Consider the following 18,407-nt stretch of genomic DNA (forward strand, 5'->3'; position numbering starts at 1 on the left):
CTCGAAACCCGCTCAGACGCTCAGGCGGCGTGCTGATTTGGGTCTGCCAATGCTGTTGTTTTGATGTCGAATGGGTTGCTTTTCAGGGAGATCAGCCGACGTAAGTGACCAATCACCTGTTTACCCGTGATAAAACGCGTGCACTCGTACTGCCGGTCCGTGCCTTTGTGGCGCGGACACCAGAAATAGTCCTGATGGTCAAAATTAAGCCGCACGTCATCCCAGCAGCCGTTGCAGACGTGGGTATTGATAACGCGCCAGGGGGTATAAAATTCGCTGGCCGGGAGGCTGAAACCGCTTATCAGCACCACCGGAATGCGACAGCCCCAGGCAAGCCAGGAAAGGCCGCTGCCGAGACCGATGAAAAATTCCGCGTGTTCGAGCAGCGCCACGCGATCGCGCAGCGGCAGGTTGCCGGTGAAATCTTCAGCGCCATGGGGGATTTTGTTCCAGACATAACCCCGCCCGACGACGCGCTCTTTGTCGATGCACAGTACGCGGTAGCCCTGCGCTTTCAGAAATTCGATCACCTCATGCCAGCCGGTGCCGTTATTCCAGAATTTGGCCTGGCTGGTGGATTGCGTGGCGATGCAGACGTAGGGCTCGGCTATCTGGCGCGGCGAATGGACGCGCAGATCGGGGACGATTTCGCTCGGGTCGACGCCGAGAATATGGCCTGCCGTGCGGTGTAACCCGACCGCGCGAAAGTCAAACGGCTGCTTGTCGAGATCGCCCTGAAAGAACAGCCCGACGCGCCAGGTGGCGTAAGGCGGCTCGCGATGCGTACGCTGGCTTGCCCAATTCTCCGGTGCGTAAAACTGCAGTTCCGGGTAGACGGGCGCGAAAAGATCGATAATCGGCTGCGCCATGGTGCATTCCACCTGGCAGCCGTAGGTCTGGCGAAAACGTTCGGCATAAGGCACCCATCCCACCAGGTCGCCCAGCGTGCCGGTGGGAAAGGAGATCAGCACCGGCTTGTCGCGCATATCAAGCGCGTGATCGAGCAGCGGTTCACTCTGCCCTTTTTTCCAGACCTGCAAGCGAAACGGGACATAGTATTTTTTAGTACTAATCACCCAGCCTTCGGCGATATCACTCGCAAAAAGTATATTTCCCGTTTCGTCATCGCTTATTTCGACGCGCCAGTCGCCTGCCGGAAGCAGCAGCCTGGCGCCATCGTTAAAATCGTACAAAATGCCTTCCGGCCCCTGCTGCGTGGGTATTTCCGGGGGTGAAATAAAGGCGTAGCCATTACTGGCAGATGAAGAAAGCGTCATCGCCATACCTACCTTAATTATCTGTATCAGGGTTATGCTGCTATTAAATAATTAACCCAACGTGTTTTAAGTACACGTCAACTCTCGGACCGTTGTTGCCCGAGACAGTTATTTATCTGACATCTTGCCCATCCGTTGAGCCGTCCGAATGCAGGTTTTAGTGTAGCTACATCGTTACTTATTGCAAATTTTTACCAAATATAAATATCGTTAATAATCATAGAGTTATGTAAATGTCACCCTGAGTGACTTTTCACTAAAGCTAAACTTTACAAGCATTTAGCTCTGCTATAGAGACACACTTTTAGGATTATCCTCACCTTGCAATATGCAGATCAGGCTATTTTGGGGCGGGAAGAATATATTACGCAGCGGTAAGCCTGACGCTGAAAGCATATTCTTTATTTAATTTCAATAGGAAAAACGGAAGCTATAGGCTTTTTCTTAAGACAGATATTAGTAGGGAACACTATGGTGTAGAGAATTAATTAATGAATAAAAATTAAACAACCCACCTCGAATTGAGACGTCAATAAGAATTAATGAGTTTCGTTTATAAACGATAATAGATATTCCGAAACGTTTTGGCCGGCTGAATATATTTTGCGCGTTTTGTCTTATTATTGCGAACGAACTCACAAGTTAGTTGTACAATAAAGACCAACTGATAACGTTTTGTCATCCTTCCTTAACGGATAAGCAACAGAAACGAAGCGGTGGCAGCTTTTCCATTATGAAACAGCGTTTTCAATTCCTTTCTGGCCAGGTGGAAGCTATAATGCGGGCATTCTAACTTGAATGGTTTCAGCACATTGGATATCGCCTTTACCGTCGAACAATCGCTTAACCGCCGCCAGGCTGAACCACAAGCACACTTTCTCCTGCACGCTTTTTTGATGTCACCTATCCTTAGGCTGTGGCATCACAACTTTCGCAACACAAGTTTACCCGAACGGCAGAGCACGCCGCAGGGCATGATTTCCATATCCTTCAACTAAAGATTAAGACTGTCATGAAAAAGACGAAAATTGTTTGCACCATCGGCCCGAAAACCGAATCCGAAGAAATGCTGACCAAAATGCTCGACGCGGGCATGAACGTGATGCGCCTTAACTTCTCTCACGGCGATTACGAAGAACATGGTCAGCGCATCAAAAACCTGCGCAACGTTCTCGCGAAAACCGGCAAACAAGCCGCTATCCTGCTGGACACCAAAGGCCCGGAAATCCGCACCATCAAACTGGAAGGCGGCAACGACGTCTCCCTGAAAGCGGGCCAGACCTTTACCTTCACCACTGACAAATCCGTTGTCGGCAACAGCGAAATCGTTGCAGTGACCTACGAAGGCTTCACCAAAGATCTCTCCGTCGGCAACACCGTGCTGGTGGATGACGGCCTGATCGGCATGGAAGTCACAGCCATCGAAGGCAACAAAGTCATCTGTAAAGTGCTGAACAACGGCGATCTGGGCGAAAACAAAGGCGTTAACCTGCCGGGTGTTTCCATCGCGCTGCCGGCACTGGCGGAAAAAGACAAGAAAGATCTGATTTTCGGTTGCGAGCAGGGCGTCGACTTTGTCGCGGCTTCCTTTATCCGTAAGCGTTCTGACGTCGAAGAGATTCGCCAGCACCTGAAAGCGCACGGCGGCGAGCACATCCAGATCATCTCCAAAATCGAAAACCAGGAAGGCCTGAACAACTTCGACGACATCCTCGAAGCGTCTGACGGCATCATGGTGGCACGTGGCGACCTGGGCGTGGAAATCCCGGTTGAAGAAGTGATCTTCGCTCAGAAGATGATGATTGAGAAATGTATCCGCGCGCGCAAAGTGGTCATCACCGCGACCCAGATGCTGGATTCTATGATCAAGAACCCGCGCCCGACGCGCGCTGAAGCTGGCGACGTGGCGAACGCCATCCTCGACGGCACCGATGCCGTGATGCTGTCTGGCGAATCCGCCAAAGGTAAATACCCGCTGGAAGCCGTGACCATCATGGCGACCATCTGCGAGCGTACCGACCGCGTGATGACCAGCCGTCTGGAGTTCAATAACGACAGCCGTAAACTGCGTATCACCGAAGCCGTCTGCCGCGGTGCGGTGGAAACTGCCGAGAAACTGGAAGCGCCGCTGATCGTGGTCGCGACCGAAGGCGGTAAATCCGCGAAGTCCGTTCGTAAATACTTCCCGGACGCGACTATCCTTGCGCTGACCACCAACGAACTGACCGCGCGTCAGCTGGTGCTGAGCAAAGGCGTGGTGCCGCAGCTGGTGAAAGAGATCTCCTCTACCGATGACTTCTACCGTCTGGGTAAAGACGCCGCGCTGGAAAGCGGTCTCGCGAAGAAAGGCGATGTAGTCGTGATGGTGTCTGGCGCGCTGGTGCCGAGCGGTACTACCAATACCGCGTCTGTTCACGTCCTGTAATAATATCCACCCTTTTATAAACGTGATTAAAAAGGCGCCGAAAGGCGCCTTTTAATTTGGCTTAAATAGACGCTGTGAATAAAAAAGCAAATCGGATTTCACTATTTAAGATTCTTTTTTTCTAAGATGAATCCGATGAAAGTTAGCTGTTTTCCCTCAATTTTTTTAATGATCCGCACAATGTCGATGCTTCTTTGAGCGAACGATCAAAATTAAGCGTATTCCCATCAAAAAAATATTCTCAACCTAAAAAACTTTGTGTAATACTTGTAACGCTACATGGAGATTAACTCAATCTAGAGGGTATTAATAATGAATCGTACTAAACTGGTACTGGGCGCGGTAATCCTGGGTTCTACTCTGCTGGCTGGTTGCTCCAGCAACGCTAAAATCGATCAGCTGTCTTCTGACGTTCAGACTCTGAACGCTAAAGTTGACCAGCTGAGCAACGACGTGAACGCAATGCGTTCCGACGTTCAGGCTGCTAAAGACGACGCAGCTCGCGCTAACCAGCGTCTGGACAACATGGCTACTAAATACCGTAAGTAATAGTACCGTGTGAAAGAAAAATGGCGCACATTGTGCGCCATTTTTTTTGCCTGTCTCCTGCCCTCAACGCCTCTCCTGTTTTTACTCTCTGCACTGATAACCAAAACCCGACGCCATAGACTTCCGTATCACCGGGATGCAGCCATACACGATCACTGAATCGTTACGCGTCCTGCTGAAGGCTCTGCCGCGTCAGACAGCGCCTCACCGCCTGACGGCGCCACAGCCGCTTTAACGCTCTGTATCGTCGTCACGGGCGCGGGCGTCGCGCTGTGGGCGTCCACTACTACCGGATAGCCTGCGCGGCGCGTCAGCGCGTTATCCACCGCCGCCGCGTCGGTGCCCGCGTCGTCAATAAACTGTCCGAAAGCGGCGTTAATCGCTACCGGCATGGTCTGCGGGTTATCCGCGTCGCTGCGCGAGAGCGGCTGATGGACTTCCACATAGCGTCTGCCGTCCGGCTCCGTCGAGTATTTGACCGGTTCATTGATAATTTGCACCCGTGTGCCCCACGCCACCTGGGTAAACAGCGCTTTGATATCGGCGGCGCGCATACGGATACAGCCGGAGCTGGCGCGCAGCCCGATACTACTGCGGGCATTGGTGCCGTGAATAAGATATTCGCCGCCGCCCTGCTGTAAACGCAGCGCAAAGCGCCCTAATGGGTTATTTGGCCCGGCGGGTATCACGGCAGGCAGCGTAATGCCCTGCGCCTGCGAACGGGCGCGCATGGCGGCCGTAGGCGTCCAGGTGGGGTTTGGGATTTTCTGGATGATGCGGGTGGTCATGACCGGCGTTTCGCGCCCCGTCAGGCCGATGCCTATCGGATAGACCTCCACGCGGTTCTCGCCGGGCGGATAGTAGTAAAGACGCAGTTCAGCGAGATTAACCACAATGCCCTCGCGCGGCGTGTCGGGCAGCAGCATTTGCGAAGGGATCGTCAGCTCGCTGCCCGGCATCGGCAGATAAGGGTCAACGGTGTTATTGGCCTCCAGCAGCAGCAATACGCCGGTCTGATATCGCTCAGCGATTTTCTCAAGGCTTTGACTGTTTGCAGGAACAAGCCAGGTCTGATTCTGACCAATCAGGCGGCTGCCGGGCGGCGGGAGCGGATAATCCACCGCCGACGCCTGCGTCGCGCCCATCAGCAGCAGCGCGAACAGCGGGAAGGAAAAAATCGGTTTCATAAGCACGACCTGTTTTCACCGGCGAGGCCGGAATGCAGAACATCCGCGAGGCCCGGGCAGGCCACGCGTGACGAGGAAAAGCCGTGCTTTAAGATTAGCTCAGGTCGGCGGCTTTCGCGCGAATCGCGCGGATCATTGCCTCTAAGCCCTGAGAGCGGGACGGGGTGAGGTGCTGGGTAAGCGACATCTCTTCAAACCACGGACGCACGTCGAAGTTCACGATATCCTGCGCCGTCATCTGCTGGTAGAGCGCGAACACCACGGCGATAAGCCCTTTTACGATGGCGGCATCGCTGTCGCCGCGCATCTCAATCACGCCGTTTTCGCCGGGGTTCATCACAATCCAGACCTGGCTCTGGCAGCCCTGAATGCGGTGCGCGGGCGTGCGTTCGGCGTCGTCGAGCGGTGCCAGGCGCTGGCCCAGCTCGATGATATAGAGATACTTTTCTTCCCAGTTGGCGCAGCGGTTGAAATTACGCAGCAGTTTTTCTTTTTCCGGCAAACCAGCCATTCTCGCTCCTATTAGCCTAACAAACGATGAATGCGGATAAGCCCGGCCACCAGCCGGTCCACTTCATCTTCGGTATTGTACATCGCGAGCGACGCACGGCACATCGCAGGCACGCCGTAAAACTCCATCAGCGGCATCGCGCAGTGATGGCCGGTGCGCACCGCAATACCGTAATTATCGAGAAAACTGCCCACGTCATAGGCGTGGTGCTTGCCAAGATTAAACGCGATAACGCCAAGGCGCTCTGCCGGACCGTAAATCTGTAAGTCCGGCACCGCCTGTAACTCGCGCAGCGCATAAGCCATCAGCGTGCGCTCGTAATCGTGAATATTCTCAAGGCCGATAGCGTCGACATAATCCATCGCCGCGCCAAGGGCAATAATGCCGCCCGTGTTCGGCGTTCCGGCTTCAAACCGCCACGGCGCTGCCGCCCAGGTGGTGCCTTCGGTCAGGCTGACGGTCGCAATCATCGCCCCGCCCCCCTCCCACGGCGGCATCGCCTGGAGAATCTCTTCTTTGGCGTAGAGAATGCCGATTCCCGTCGGCCCGTAAAGCTTATGGCCGGAGAAGAGATAGAAATCGCAGTCCAGCGCCTGCACGTCTACTTTGTGATGCATTACCGCCTGCGCGCCGTCCACCAGCACTTTGACGCCCGCCTGGTGCGCCGTCGCGATAATGTCCGCGATCGGGTTTTTGGTGCCGAGCACGTTAGAGACGTGCGTCACCGCCAGCAGACGGGTACGCTCGTCCATCAGCGACGGCAGTTTATCGAGCTGTAGCGTGCCATCCTGGTTAATCGGCAACACGCGAAGCTCAGCGCCGGTACGCGCGCAGAGCATCTGCCAGGGCACGATATTGGCGTGATGCTCCATTGCCGTGACGATAAGATTATCGCCCGCGCGCAGCTGGCTGTTGCCCCAGCTGTTCGCCACCAGGTTTATTCCCTCGGTGGTTCCGCGCACAAACACAATCTCTTCCGGCAGACGCGCGTTAATGAACTGCGCCGCGCGGGTGCGCACGGCCTCCATACGCTGGGTCGCGTCCGCGCTCAGGGTGTGGATACCGCGATGCACCGCCGCGTAGCCGTGGCGGTAGAACTCCGCCTCGGCCTCAATCACCGCCGTCGGCTTCTGCGCGCTGGCGGCGCTGTCAAGATAAGCCAGCGGCTGGCCGTTGACCTCACGCGCCAGTACCGGGAAATCGCTGCGGATCTGCTGTAGAGAAAAACTCATGCCTCGCCCCCTGCAAAGCGCTGGCCGATACGCGCCAGCACCTGCTGTTTCAGCGCTTCGTCGTGGATGCTTTCGGTCAGCTCCGCGGCAAAGGCGTAAATAATCATCTGCTGCGCCGCCTGTTCGTTAATACCGCGCGAGCGCAGATAGAACATCTGTTCGTCGTCGATGCGGCCCACGGTAGCCCCGTGGCTACATTTCACGTCATCGGCGTAAATTTCCAGCTGCGGTTTGGTGTCCACTTCCGCCAGCCTGCCGAGCAGCAGGTTGTTGTTGGTCATCTGCCCGTCGGTCTTGATGGCGTGCTGCGCCACTTTAATCAGCCCGTTAAACACCGCGCGGCCTTTGTCGCGCACGATGGTTTTATGCAGCTGGCGGCTGTTGCAGTAGCCTTTGTTGTGTTCAAGCCAGGTGCGGGTGTCGCACACTTCGTTATTCACCGGCAGCGCCAGACTGTTCACGCGAAGCGTAATGTTCTCGCCGTTGAGCTGCGTGCTGGTGTTGTGGCGCAACACGCCCGCGCCCAGCAGATAGCTGCTGCTGGCGGCATGGGCATCCTGCGACACGATTAAATCGTTATGCGCAAAGTGCCAGCTCACCGGGTTTTCAAACGCCAGCTTGTAGTGATTAAGCTGCGCGTTAGCGCCCACCTGCATGGTCAGGCGCGCGCCGGTAAAGTGCGGCTTTTCGTCACGGCTGACGTAATGTTCGATAACCGTCGCCTGCGCGCCTTCGGCAAGCTCCAGATGATGGCGGTAATGCACAGTGTTGATTTCATCGCCCGCGCGGCCCGCGCTGATGTGCATCAGCAGGAGCGCTTTTGACGGCTGCTGGTTACGCGCCACGTGAATATGCGTCACGCTCTGCGCCAGGCTTTCGGTCAGGTGTAAAAACGCCTCCGGCTGCACCGGCGTGGTCAGCCCGCGGCGGCTGTCGTTCACGCTTATCTCAAAGCCGCTGTTGTCCGTCGCGTCGCTCAGTTCCGGCGCAAAGCGGCCATCGATAAACACCAGGCGCAGCGCGTCGACGGGCAGCGCCAGCGCGCTAAGTGCCTCACGGCTTAGCGCCTCGGCAGCGGGTGCCACGAAATCGTGCTTCAGCAGACCGTCGAGCGGCGTGTATTTCCAGTCTTCATGCTTGCGGGTCGGCAGGCCGAGGCGCAGCAGCTGTTGCAGATGCTCGCGCGCCTCTTCCGAGCGCTCCCCGCCCTGCGCTTCAAACAGGCGATGCCACTGTTGCAGCGCGTTACTGCTGTTCGGTAAGCCAGCCATAGCCCTGCTCCTCCAGCTGTTTGACCAGAGAGAAGTCGCCAGACTTCACGATGCGCCCCTGGTAGAGCACATGGACGAAATCGGGCTTGATGTAGTCCAGAATGCGCTGATAGTGGGTGACGATAATGAACGAACGCTTACCGTCGCGCAGCGCATTCACGCCTTCGGAGACGATTTTCAGGGCGTCGATGTCAAGGCCGGAGTCGGTTTCATCGAGAATGCACAGGTCCGGCTCCAGCACCGCCATTTGCAGAATGTCGTTACGCTTTTTCTCACCGCCGGAGAAACCGACGTTAACGGAACGGGTCAGCAAATCTTCCGGCATTTGCAGCAGTTTGATTTTCTCTTCCATCAGATCCTGGAAGTCGAAACGGTCAAGCTCCTCCTGGCCGCGGTATTCGCGCACCGCGTTCAGTGCGGTTTGCAGGAAGAACTGGTTGCTGACACCCGGAATTTCCACCGGGTACTGAAACGCCATAAAGATGCCTTCGCCCGCGCGCTCTTCCGGCGACAGCTCCAGCAGATCTTTGCCTTTGAAACGCACTTCGCCGCCGGTGATTTCATAATCTTCGCGACCGGCGAGCGTTGCGGACAGCGTACTTTTGCCGGAGCCGTTCGGCCCCATGATGGCGTGTACTTCCCCGGGTTTTATTTCAAGGTTTAAACCGCGCAGGATCGCCTTCTCTTCCACGCTGACCTGTAAATCTTTGATGCTTAACATGTCTTATCCTTTTTCTTACCTTAGCCGACGCTGTGCTCAAGACTAATGGCTAATAATTTTTGCGCTTCGACCGCAAATTCCAGCGGCAGCTCTGAGAAGACATCCTTACAGAAGCCGTTGACGATCATGGAGATAGCGTCTTCTTCGCTGATCCCGCGCTGCAGGCAGTAGAACAGCTGGTCTTCTCCGATACGCGAGGTGGTGGCCTCGTGCTCAAGCTGGGCGCTGTTGTTGCGGCACTCGACATACGGGAAGGTATGCGCGCCGCAGTCCGGGCCAATCAGCATGGAGTCGCACTGCGTGAAGTTACGCGCGTTGGTGGCGGTCGGCATAATTTTGACCAGGCCGCGATAGCTGTTCTGGCTTTTGCCGGCGGAGATGCCTTTAGAGATGATCGTCGATTTGGTGTTTTTACCGATATGGATCATCTTGGTGCCGGTATCCGCCTGCTGATGGCCGCTGGTCAGCGCCACCGAGTAGAACTCGCCGATGGAGTTGTCGCCGCGCAGGATGACGCTCGGGTATTTCCAGGTGATGGCCGAGCCGGTTTCCGACTGCGTCCAGGACATCTTGCTGTTCTCGCCTTCGCACAGCGCGCGCTTGGTCACGAAGTTCAGGATGCCGCCGGTGTTGTTATCGCCGGGGAACCAGTTCTGCACCGTCGAATATTTCACTTCGGCATCTTTATGGATGATCACTTCCACCACCGCCGCGTGAAGCTGGTAGCTGTCGCGTACCGGCGCGGAACAGCCTTCGATGTAGCTCACGTAGCTGCCTTCGTCCGCTACCAGGATGGTGCGTTCGAACTGACCGGTTTTCTCGGCGTTGATACGGAAATAGGTCGAGAGCTCCATCGGGCAGCGCACGCCTTTCGGCACGTAAATAAAAGTGCCGTCGGAGGCGACCGCCGCATTCAGCGCGGCGAAAAAGTTATCGTTCGACGGCACAACGGTGCCGATGTACTTCTTCACCAGTTCCGGATGATCGTGGATAGCCTCGCCGAACGAGCAGAAGATAATGCCCTGCTCCGCCAGTTTGTCGCGGTAAGTGGTGGCGACGGAAACGGAGTCGAAGATGGCGTCCACCGCCACTTCACGCCCTTCGCGCACTGGTACGCCGAGCTGGTTAAACGCCTCTTCCACTTCCTGCGTCAGGTAGCTGTTATTGTTACCGCCAGGCTGCTGCACCGCACCCGGCTGCGACGCGCAGGCGTCGTCGCAATGGCCACAGGAGGGCGCAGAATAGTAGCTGTAATCCTGATAGTTCAGTTTGTCGTAATGCGCGTGCAGCCAGTGCGGCTCTTCCATCTCAAGCCAGGCGCGATACGCGCTCAGGCGAAATTCGAGCATCCATTCTGGCTCGTTGCGTTTGGCTGAAATGGCGCGCACCACCTCTTCGCTGATGCCGTGCGCCAGTTCATCGGTCTGAAGCCGGGTAAAGAAGCCCTCTTTATAGTTCAGGGGGCCGCTCCAGGTGTTCACATCGTCAGTTGCTTCACTGTTACGGGACATAATTACTCCGCCTGGACCCCAAAACTTTCGCCGCAGCCGCACGCGTGCTGCGCTTTAGGGTTATTGAATTTGAAAATCTGATTTAAGCCTTCGCGCACGTAATCCACTTCGGTGCCATCGATAAACGGCATCGCCTGAAGCGGAACATAAAGCCGCGCGCCATCGGCCTCGAAGACGAGGTCTTCGTCTTTCGGCTCGCTGACGGTATCCAGCACATAGCCAAACCCGGCGCAGCCGCTCTGTTTGACGCTAAGACGCACCCCCAGCAGACCCGGTTTCTGCGCCATTAAGTCGCGAATATGTCTGGCCGCGTCTGGGGTCATCGTCAGGCCCTGCCAGTTAAACTCGGCGGGGTTGAACGTACCGGTTTGTGATTCCATAGGTCTGCCTCCTGAGTGAGTGCCTTTAGGGCGATAACGCTATGTTAGTGGTAATAATTCTCACTTCAACCTCTGCGCATCAGGGGTATTACCCTAAACGGCACTTTTTGAACACTTTTATTAAGCATAGACCCTCTCCGCGAGCGTGCAGCAGGCAAAAATGGCGAATAAAATATGTTTTTTATCAAAGAATTAACAAGCGAAACGAAGAGATTAAGCGGCAGAGGCAGCGCCTGAAGAAAAGATGTATCGTTTATACCTATTTATGCTATAGACCTCATGGATACGGGTAAATCAAACACTCATATTTTCAGCGGATTGAAAGGGTGTGGCGGACAAGCATGAACTTATGCAGGCATCATTTCGCCGCAAGACGCGCCGCGGGGCTATTGCGCCCACAGATTTTCCGCCAAAATGCACACCTGCCTCAGTACGTTTAAACGTTCACCTGTCTTTCACGCACTCTTATCTCCTCAACGCCCTGAGCATGCTATTTATCGGTTTCTATCCGCCGTGACTGCACATTGTGGAACACGTACTTTCTGCACAATGTCATTAAAGCGTTTTAACGAGCACATTCCCTCGGCATTTCTGTCCTGACAGGAGGGCAACGTAAGCACAATCTTATGTGGGAAAGAGGACGATGAAGAAGGCTTAAACTCCCGCATTTGTTGAAGGGTCTGATAAACAAAAGAAATTTGGATCCAGTCAGTATTGTCACTCACTCGCTTCCATCTTTCGAAAATCAGCTCCCCGCCAGGAGGTGTATTATCAGGCTGACCGGGTAAAGACCAGTTAAGATCGAATACTCCACTGAGATTGGCAATATTGGTATCATGCCCCGCAATAAACAATAATGAGACGGGCAATTTAATGCCGTAAGGATTTTCTGTTGGCCCATTGCTGATTAATGCCCGGCTTATTAAATCGAGTAGCGGAGTTGCTCTGGTACGTGCAACTTCAGGCGTTCTTTGCAAAAGGTCAAACTGAGCATTATGCAGACGTAATAATTCTGTCCATTCTTTCTCCCCGTGAATTCGCCCCCAGGCAACCTCTGGCATTCCCTGCGCCTCTTGCAACAAAAATATTTCCGTCAGCGTGGAAGACAGACTCCATGCGCCAGATAATGAGACGTTATCTGGAGAAACGCTGAGTTCTGAAGGTAACAATCCCGGGAGCGTACAGCCCGCTTGACGTGTTGATTTACATGCTGCTGACTGTGGGAAATTGAGTACCTGTTCCAGAGTACGAAAGGCAGAGCCATAACGCTGCGTGTACCGTTCAATATTTCCTTCCGCCCGTGCCAGAATCGCTTCCCTGGTCTTTGATACATTAAACGAGCACACACCCATTTTTACCGGATTAAACAGGGGATCTTTTTTATCGTGATCTTTTTGATAATGCACCTTATTTTGACAACCCGGCGCAAATCCAGCCAGAAATGCCTCACCGGTTTTGCGAGTGCGCTGATCGGTATCTGCAATAACGGCCACCTGCTCTGGTGAAGGACATCCGTGACTTTCCAGAACCCCTGTATCGATGAGTACTTTCTTTTGGTATCGTCCCAGTTCGGTGACAAGCTCACCGCCCCGGGGCGTCAACCAGCCCAGCGGAACATCCCATTGAGCCCAGGGGTAAGGTGTGATTTCCTGCATTAATGGTGTGAACTTCGTTGGCGCTCTGACTCCGTGGCGACTGACTATCACTACGCGTTCAAGCTTCATTTTATCAGCCCCTTGCGCATGTAACGGGAAAACACCAGGCATGAAAACAAAAATGAAGAGGAATAAACGAAGAAATAGCGTTTTCATTGTCAGCCAACCTTATAGTTAATGAACCATAAATAGCGAACACAGGAATTATTACCTTGTCATTTTATCACATGAATACGCCTGTCACGCCACTATTCCAGTGGTTCTCCTTACATGAGAGAGTGAGATCATTGCCTGTCCCGCTATTATTCACCACGCTAAATAATCGCAACCCTGGATTATTGCAGGCTAAATACTCACCTGTTCTTCTGACAAAATTGATGTGTGATTTAACTGATGACGTGATGACTTTTTATAGAAATAAAAAGGTGCAATAAGAAGTTTAATAGCATTTTACTATAAAAATGAAACCCACAGGCCACAATCAAAAGTAATAACGGTGAAAGCGCTCGGCAAATCAGAAAATCTACAGACTGGTCAGGAAATACTGAAAAAAAAGCGCCAGTGATGGCGCTTTTTATGCCGGTGCGAAATCTACACTACCGCCGTCGTCAGCCGCGATGAACAGCAGAGGCGATTCTGCTCGTCGAAAATTTCTATCTGCCACACCTGATGGCGTCGCCCGACATGCACCGCGCGGCAGACGCCGCGCACGCGGCCGCTGCGCACGCTACGCAGGTGATTGGCGTTCACCTCAAGCCCGACGACGTTCTGCTCGCCCTCGGTGCAGAGATAACCCGCCACCGAGCCGAGCGTTTCTGCCAGTACCACCGACGCGCCGCCATGCAACAGCCCGAACGGTTGATGCGTGCGATGGTCCACCGGCATGGTGGCTTCAATCTCACGCTCATCGAGCCGGGTAAAACGGATATCGAGCAGCCCGACCATATTATTCGCGCCCATGGCGTTGAGCGCCTCAAGCGTCGCGGTACGTTGCCAGATCATACAATCATCCCCAGAAGTGCCTGCAATGGATGGCGCACGCCGCTGCCCTCGATACGTTTCACCTGGCTGCGGCACGAATAGCCCGTGGCAAGGCAGCGCGTGCGCGGCAGCCGCTGCATCGCCTGGTGCCACGATAGCTCATAGATACCGAGCGAGTTGGCGTGGTTTTTCACCTCATGGCCGTACGTGCCTGCCATCCCGCAGCAGCCGACGTTCACGCCTTCAAGCTTCGCGCCGAATTTCGCGAAAATCGCGGCCCACTGCCCGGCGGTGCCCGGCAGCGCGGTCACTTCCGTACAGTGGCCAAAGAGATACCACGGCTCGCCACCGACCGGCGACGCCGGACGATCCGCCAGCGCCGTGGTGAGCCACTCATGCACCAGCTGCACGTGGAATTCGCCGCGCTCCGCGCCAAGCGTCTGCTTATATTCATCGCGATAGCAGAGCACCAGCGCCGGATCCACGCCCACCATCGGCATCCCGAGCGCCGCCACGCGGTTTAAGAAATCAGCGGTTTTCCGCGCGGTGCGGGCGAAACGCTGGAGAAAGCCTTTGATGTGCTGCGCTTTGCCGTTCGGCGAGAACGGCAGCACCACCGGCTGGAAGCCGAGCTTTTCGCACAGCCGCACGAAATCGGCCACCACCTGCGCGTCGTAATAGCTGGTGAACGGATCCTGCACCACCAGCACGGTCCGGGCTTTTTCAGCCTCCGTGAGCCGTTCCAGCTCTTCCAGCGTCATGCCGGCGCTGCGATGCCCCACCAGTTGCTGTTGCAGCGTCGGCGTAGAGAGCAGCGGCAGGTCAACCATGCCGATATGCCGTTCCGAGAGAGAACGCACCCACGGCTGGCTCATAAAGAAGTTGAAGGTTTTCGGCGCGCGGGCCATCAGCGGCGCGTAGCTTTCCACCGTCGCTATCAGGTGGTCGCGCACCGGGCGCAGATAGCGCGTGTGGTAAAGCTGCAAAAAACGCGAGCGGAACTCCGGCACGTCGATTTTAATCGGGCACTGGGTGGAGCAGGCTTTACAGGCGAGACAGCCGCTCATCGCCTCTTTCACCTCGTGCGAGAAATCATATTCACCGCGATCGGCGTGCCAGCTGTTGCGGGTGCGCTCAATGAGCGAGCGCAGGCTGGCGCGCTTTTGCGGCAGGGCTTTTTCGAGCGCCAGCGGGTCAACGCCGCGATCGGAGAGCAGCCGCAGCCACTCGCGCACCAGCGTCGCGCGCCCTTTCGGCGAGTGAATGCGATTGCTGGTGATTTTCATCGACGGGCACATCGGGCTTTTCACGTCAAAGTTAAAGCACAGGCCGTTGCCGTTGCATTCCATCGCGCCGCGCCAGGAGGTGCGCACCGCGAGCGGGATCTGGCGATCAAACGTGCCGCGTTTCACCGCGTCCACCTTCATCATCGGCGCGTCGAGGCCATATGGCGCACAGATTTTACCGGGGTTCAGGCGGTTATCCGGGTCGAACGCCGCCTTGATGCGCCGCAGTTCGTCATACAGCGTTTCGCCGAAAAACGCCGGGCTGTATTCCGCACGAAAGCCTTTGCCGTGCTCGCCCCACAGCAGGCCACCATAGCGGGCGGTGAGCGCCACGACTTCATCGGAGATGCGCTTCATCAGGATTTCCTGCTGCGGATCGCACATATCCAGCGCCGGACGCACGTGCAGCACGCCCGCGTCCACATGGCCAAACATGCCGTAGCTCAGCCCGTGGCCATCCAGCAGCGCGCGGAACTCGGCGATGTAATCGGCGAGATGCTCCGGCGGCACGCAGGTGTCTTCGGCAAACGGAATCGGCTTGGCGAGCCCTTTGGCGTTACCGAGCAACCCGACTGCTTTTTTACGCATCGCGTAGATACGCTCGACGCCCGCGAGATCCCGGCAGACCTGCCAGCCGATAATGCCGCCCTGCTCCTGCGCCATAAACTCATCAAGCCGCGCGCACAGCGCTTCAACGCGCTGGTCAATCAGCGCTTCGTCATCGCCCGCGAACTCCACGATATTAAGACCGAGCATCGTTTTATCCGGCACATCGGTAATCAGCTCACGCACCGAATGCCAGACGATATCTTCACGCGCCAGGTTCAGCACGCGGGAATCGACGGTTTCTACCGATAGCGCCTGCGCCTCGACCATAAACGGCGCGCTGCGCAGGGCGGAATCGAAAGAGTCATATTTGACGTTCACCAGGCGGCGCACTTTCGGCAGCGGCGTAATATCAAGCCGCGCTTCGGTGATAAACGCCAGCGTACCTTCCGATCCGCACAGAATGCGGGTCAGGTCGAATTCTGAAAGTGAGTCGTTAAAGACGTGGCGCAGATCGTAGCCGGTGAGGAAGCGGTTGAGCTTCGGAAACTTCTCCAGGATCAGCGCGCGCTGCTCGCGGCAGCGCTCCAGTACGGTGTGGTAAACGCGCCCGAGCGTGGTCTGGGCGCGGCCCAGCTCTTCGGCAAGCGCGGTCGGCATCGCCTGAGTATCCAGAATATCGCCGCCCAGCAGCACCGCCCGCACGCCGAGCACGTGATCGGACGTTTTCCCGTACACCAGCGAGCCCTGCCCGGAGGCGTCGGTGTTGATCATCCCGCCAAGCGTGGCGCGGTTGCTGGTAGAAAGCTCCGGCGAGAAGAAATAGCCGAAGGGCTTCAGGTATTCGTTAAGCTGATCTTTGATAACGCCCGCTTCGACGCGCACCCAACCCTGCTCGGGGTTGATTTCAATAATGCGGTTCATGTAGCGCGACATATCGACGACGATCCCTTGATTCAGAGACTGGCCGTTGGTGCCGGTGCCGCCACCACGCGGGGTGAAAATAAGCGATTTAAAGCGCGGTTCGGCGGCAAGACGCGCCATCAGCGCCACATCGGCGGTGGAGCGGGGGAAAATCACCGCGTCGGGAAGGAACTGGTAGATACTGTTGTCGGTCGCCATCGTAAGGCGATCGGCGTAGTTCGTGGCGGTATCGCCGGTAAAACCCTGTTGCTCCAGTGCCTGCAAAAAATTCAGCACCACCTGTACCAGCCCGGGTGCCTGAGAAATTTGTGGGATCATGGATCCTGAACCTGCCTGACAATGAGATGTTGGAAGTTATCGTTTGCGTTGTGCCTTCAAGGTTGTATCACATTTTTATATGTCATGCCTGCCAGAAATGCTCCCGGCGTGCGGCTATCCAAATGCGCGGAAATCACTCATCATAAGAGCGCCCCGCATGGGGCGGGAACGCCCTTTTGGGCGTAACGCGAATGACAAAAGGTGAATGTGGTTTATGGTAAAACTTCGACAGCCCATGGACGTGCCGCAAATTCTGCTGTCCGTGTTGTTTCTCTCGGTCATGATCATCGCCTGCCTGTGGATTGTGCAGCCCTTTATTCTGGGGTTCGCCTGGGCAGGAACGGTGGTTATCGCCACCTGGCCGCTGTTGCTGCGGCTGCAGAAGATGCTGTGGGGCAGACGCTCACTCGCCGTCCTGGTGATGGTGCTTATTCTTATCATGCTGTTTGTGATCCCGGTGGCGCTGCTGGTTAACAGTCTCGTGGACAGCAGCGGGCCGTTTATCCACTGGCTTAGCTCCGGGAAGATGACAATTCCGGATCTGGCCTGGCTTAACAGCATCCCCTATATCGGCAATAAACTTTATCTCGGCTGGCACAATCTCGTGGAGAGCGGCGGCTCGGCCATTATGGCGAAAGTGCGTCCGTATCTTGGCACGACGACCGGCTGGTTCATCGGACAGGCCGCGCATCTGGGCAGACTGCTGATGCACTGCGGCCTGATGCTGCTGTTCAGCGCCCTGCTTTACTGGCGCGGCGAACAGGTGGCGTATGGCATCCGGCATTTCGCCATTCGTCTTGCCTCGAAGCGCGGCGACGCGGCCGTGCTGCTGGCAGGCCAGGCGATCCGCGCCGTGGCGCTCGGCGTGGTGGTTACGGCGCTGGTACAGGGCGTGCTGGGCGGTATCGGGCTGGCGATTTCCGGCATCCCTTATGCCACGCTGCTGACGGTCGTGATGATCTTAAGCTGCCTGGTACAGCTTGGGCCGCTGCCGGTGCTGGTTCCGGCGATTATCTGGCTCTACTGGAGCGGCGATGCCACCTGGGGCACCGTGCTGCTTATCTGGAGCGCCGTGGTCGGTACGCTCGATAACATTATCCGCCCGGTGCTTATCCGCATGGGTGCCGATCTACCGATGGTGTTGATCCTCTCAGGCGTTATCGGCGGGCTGATCGCGTTCGGCATGATTGGCCTGTTTATCGGCCCGGTATTGCTGGCGGTCTCGTGGCGACTGTTCTCCGTCTGGGTACGTGAAGCGCCGCTGCCGGAGGATGATTCAGAAACGGTGATCGAAGCGCTCGAAGAGAGCGACAAAGAGAAAACGGCACAGTAAAAATGCAGGCGGGGAAACCCGCCTTTTACTTAAGTATTGCTTATTAATTATTTCTCTTCCCTACTGGTCAGACCCGTGATTTATCGTAAATCCCGTGGTTTGAGTCTTTAATAATTCATTAACGCTGAACTATTGAGACGAATCTGATCGACGCTAAAAATGGATAAGCCTACTATTAATCCACGGTTATAAATCAACGCCTTGATTTATAAACATGGAAATCCCCTGAGTGAAACAACGAATTGCTGTGTGTAGTCTTTGCCCATCTCCCACGATGGGCTTTTTTTTATTCTGTGACTG

The 18,407-nt window shown here is 55.7% G+C and carries 15 protein-coding genes and 1 other RNA gene; 5 read left to right on the forward strand and 11 right to left on the reverse strand.

Annotated features, from left to right (window positions below):
• Positions 1-20 precede the first annotated feature (20 nt).
• Positions 21-1,283, reverse strand: coding sequence for an autotransporter strand-loop-strand O-heptosyltransferase (locus tag AFK66_RS10810; protein WP_007783750.1), 1,263 nt, complete (start codon positions 1,281-1,283; stop codon positions 21-23).
• A gap of 890 nt (positions 1,284-2,173) precedes the next feature.
• Here AFK66_RS10810 and AFK66_RS23250 point away from each other — a divergent pair.
• The 3 genes from AFK66_RS23250 (at position 2,174) to lpp (ending at position 4,251) form a co-directional block, all read left to right on the forward strand.
• Positions 2,174-2,275 carry a hypothetical protein gene (locus AFK66_RS23250; protein WP_421757417.1) on the forward strand — a complete coding sequence of 34 codons (102 nt, stop codon included), beginning with the start codon at positions 2,174-2,176 and terminating at the stop codon, positions 2,273-2,275.
• Between the two features lie 14 nt (positions 2,276-2,289).
• Positions 2,290-3,702 (forward strand): pyruvate kinase PykF, encoded by a 1,413-nt coding sequence (pykF, locus tag AFK66_RS10815; RefSeq protein WP_007696856.1) that lies wholly within the window; start codon positions 2,290-2,292, stop codon positions 3,700-3,702.
• Between the two features lie 312 nt (positions 3,703-4,014).
• On the forward strand, positions 4,015-4,251 hold the full coding sequence (gene lpp / locus AFK66_RS10820; RefSeq protein WP_002443218.1) for a murein lipoprotein Lpp: 237 nt from the start codon (positions 4,015-4,017) through the stop codon (positions 4,249-4,251).
• 152 nt (positions 4,252-4,403) lie between these two features.
• Here the strand turns inward: lpp and ldtE are convergent, their stop codons facing one another.
• The 10 genes from ldtE to ydiJ form a co-directional block, all read right to left on the reverse strand.
• Positions 4,404-5,438, reverse strand: a complete 1,035-nt coding sequence (gene ldtE, locus AFK66_RS10825) for a L,D-transpeptidase LdtE (RefSeq protein ID WP_007783747.1) — start codon at positions 5,436-5,438, stop codon at positions 4,404-4,406.
• 94 nt (positions 5,439-5,532) lie between these two features.
• Positions 5,533-5,949, reverse strand: coding sequence for a cysteine desulfuration protein SufE (gene sufE, locus AFK66_RS10830; protein WP_007783745.1), 417 nt, complete (start codon positions 5,947-5,949; stop codon positions 5,533-5,535).
• Positions 5,950-5,960: 11 nt separating this feature from the next.
• On the reverse strand, positions 5,961-7,181 hold the full coding sequence (gene sufS / locus AFK66_RS10835; RefSeq protein WP_007783742.1) for a cysteine desulfurase SufS: 1,221 nt from the start codon (positions 7,179-7,181) through the stop codon (positions 5,961-5,963).
• Complete coding sequence (gene sufD, locus AFK66_RS10840; RefSeq protein WP_007783739.1) at positions 7,178-8,452, reverse strand: Fe-S cluster assembly protein SufD; 1,275 nt, start codon at positions 8,450-8,452, stop codon at positions 7,178-7,180. Before sufD ends, sufS begins: the two co-directional genes overlap by 4 nt.
• Entirely contained in the window at positions 8,427-9,173 is a 747-nt protein-coding gene (sufC, locus tag AFK66_RS10845) for a Fe-S cluster assembly ATPase SufC (protein ID WP_004386232.1), read from the reverse strand. Before sufC ends, sufD begins: the two co-directional genes overlap by 26 nt.
• 20 nt (positions 9,174-9,193) lie before the next feature.
• Positions 9,194-10,684 carry a Fe-S cluster assembly protein SufB gene (sufB, locus tag AFK66_RS10850; RefSeq protein WP_004386233.1) on the reverse strand — a complete coding sequence of 497 codons (1,491 nt, stop codon included), beginning with the start codon at positions 10,682-10,684 and terminating at the stop codon, positions 9,194-9,196.
• A 2-nt stretch (positions 10,685-10,686) separates the two neighbouring features.
• Positions 10,687-11,064 carry a Fe-S cluster assembly scaffold SufA gene (gene sufA, locus AFK66_RS10855; RefSeq protein WP_007696825.1) on the reverse strand — a complete coding sequence of 126 codons (378 nt, stop codon included), beginning with the start codon at positions 11,062-11,064 and terminating at the stop codon, positions 10,687-10,689.
• A 494-nt stretch (positions 11,065-11,558) separates the two neighbouring features.
• Positions 11,559-12,875, reverse strand: coding sequence for an AppA family phytase/histidine-type acid phosphatase (locus tag AFK66_RS21455; RefSeq protein WP_007783734.1), 1,317 nt, complete (start codon positions 12,873-12,875; stop codon positions 11,559-11,561).
• Between the two features lie 435 nt (positions 12,876-13,310).
• On the reverse strand, positions 13,311-13,721 hold the full coding sequence (gene menI, locus AFK66_RS10865; protein WP_023898895.1) for a 1,4-dihydroxy-2-naphthoyl-CoA hydrolase: 411 nt from the start codon (positions 13,719-13,721) through the stop codon (positions 13,311-13,313).
• Entirely contained in the window at positions 13,718-16,774 is a 3,057-nt protein-coding gene (gene ydiJ, locus AFK66_RS10870; protein WP_023898897.1) for a D-2-hydroxyglutarate dehydrogenase YdiJ, read from the reverse strand. The genes menI and ydiJ overlap by 4 nt, the downstream gene beginning before the upstream one ends.
• A gap of 214 nt (positions 16,775-16,988) precedes the next feature.
• On the opposite strand from ydiJ, the gene ydiK reads away from it, so the two are divergent.
• Positions 16,989-18,107, forward strand: a complete 1,119-nt coding sequence (gene ydiK, locus AFK66_RS10875) for an AI-2E family transporter YdiK (protein WP_032968787.1) — start codon at positions 16,989-16,991, stop codon at positions 18,105-18,107.
• Positions 18,108-18,289: 182 nt separating this feature from the next.
• An RNA gene (gene rprA / locus AFK66_RS10880) (antisense sRNA RprA) lies at positions 18,290-18,397 on the forward strand.
• Positions 18,398-18,407 lie beyond the last annotated feature (10 nt).

It is taken from the genome of Cronobacter malonaticus LMG 23826, from assembly GCF_001277215.2.
GTDB lineage: Bacteria > Pseudomonadota > Gammaproteobacteria > Enterobacterales > Enterobacteriaceae > Cronobacter > Cronobacter malonaticus.

Coding starts and splice junctions, on each gene's coding strand:
- AFK66_RS10810 (WP_007783750.1), bottom strand. CDS start 1,283: ATGGCGATGACGCTTTCTTCATCTGCCAGTAATGGCTACGCCTTTATT.
- AFK66_RS23250 (WP_421757417.1), top strand. CDS start 2,174: ATGTCACCTATCCTTAGGCTGTGGCATCACAACTTTCGCAACACAAGT.
- pykF (WP_007696856.1), top strand. CDS start 2,290: ATGAAAAAGACGAAAATTGTTTGCACCATCGGCCCGAAAACCGAATCC.
- lpp (WP_002443218.1), top strand. CDS start 4,015: ATGAATCGTACTAAACTGGTACTGGGCGCGGTAATCCTGGGTTCTACT.
- ldtE (WP_007783747.1), bottom strand. CDS start 5,438: ATGAAACCGATTTTTTCCTTCCCGCTGTTCGCGCTGCTGCTGATGGGC.
- sufE (WP_007783745.1), bottom strand. CDS start 5,949: ATGGCTGGTTTGCCGGAAAAAGAAAAACTGCTGCGTAATTTCAACCGC.
- sufS (WP_007783742.1), bottom strand. CDS start 7,181: ATGAGTTTTTCTCTACAGCAGATCCGCAGCGATTTCCCGGTACTGGCG.
- sufD (WP_007783739.1), bottom strand. CDS start 8,452: ATGGCTGGCTTACCGAACAGCAGTAACGCGCTGCAACAGTGGCATCGC.
- sufC (WP_004386232.1), bottom strand. CDS start 9,173: ATGTTAAGCATCAAAGATTTACAGGTCAGCGTGGAAGAGAAGGCGATC.
- sufB (WP_004386233.1), bottom strand. CDS start 10,684: ATGTCCCGTAACAGTGAAGCAACTGACGATGTGAACACCTGGAGCGGC.
- sufA (WP_007696825.1), bottom strand. CDS start 11,064: ATGGAATCACAAACCGGTACGTTCAACCCCGCCGAGTTTAACTGGCAG.
- AFK66_RS21455 (WP_007783734.1), bottom strand. CDS start 12,875: ATGAAAACGCTATTTCTTCGTTTATTCCTCTTCATTTTTGTTTTCATG.
- menI (WP_023898895.1), bottom strand. CDS start 13,721: ATGATCTGGCAACGTACCGCGACGCTTGAGGCGCTCAACGCCATGGGC.
- ydiJ (WP_023898897.1), bottom strand. CDS start 16,774: ATGATCCCACAAATTTCTCAGGCACCCGGGCTGGTACAGGTGGTGCTG.
- ydiK (WP_032968787.1), top strand. CDS start 16,989: ATGGTAAAACTTCGACAGCCCATGGACGTGCCGCAAATTCTGCTGTCC.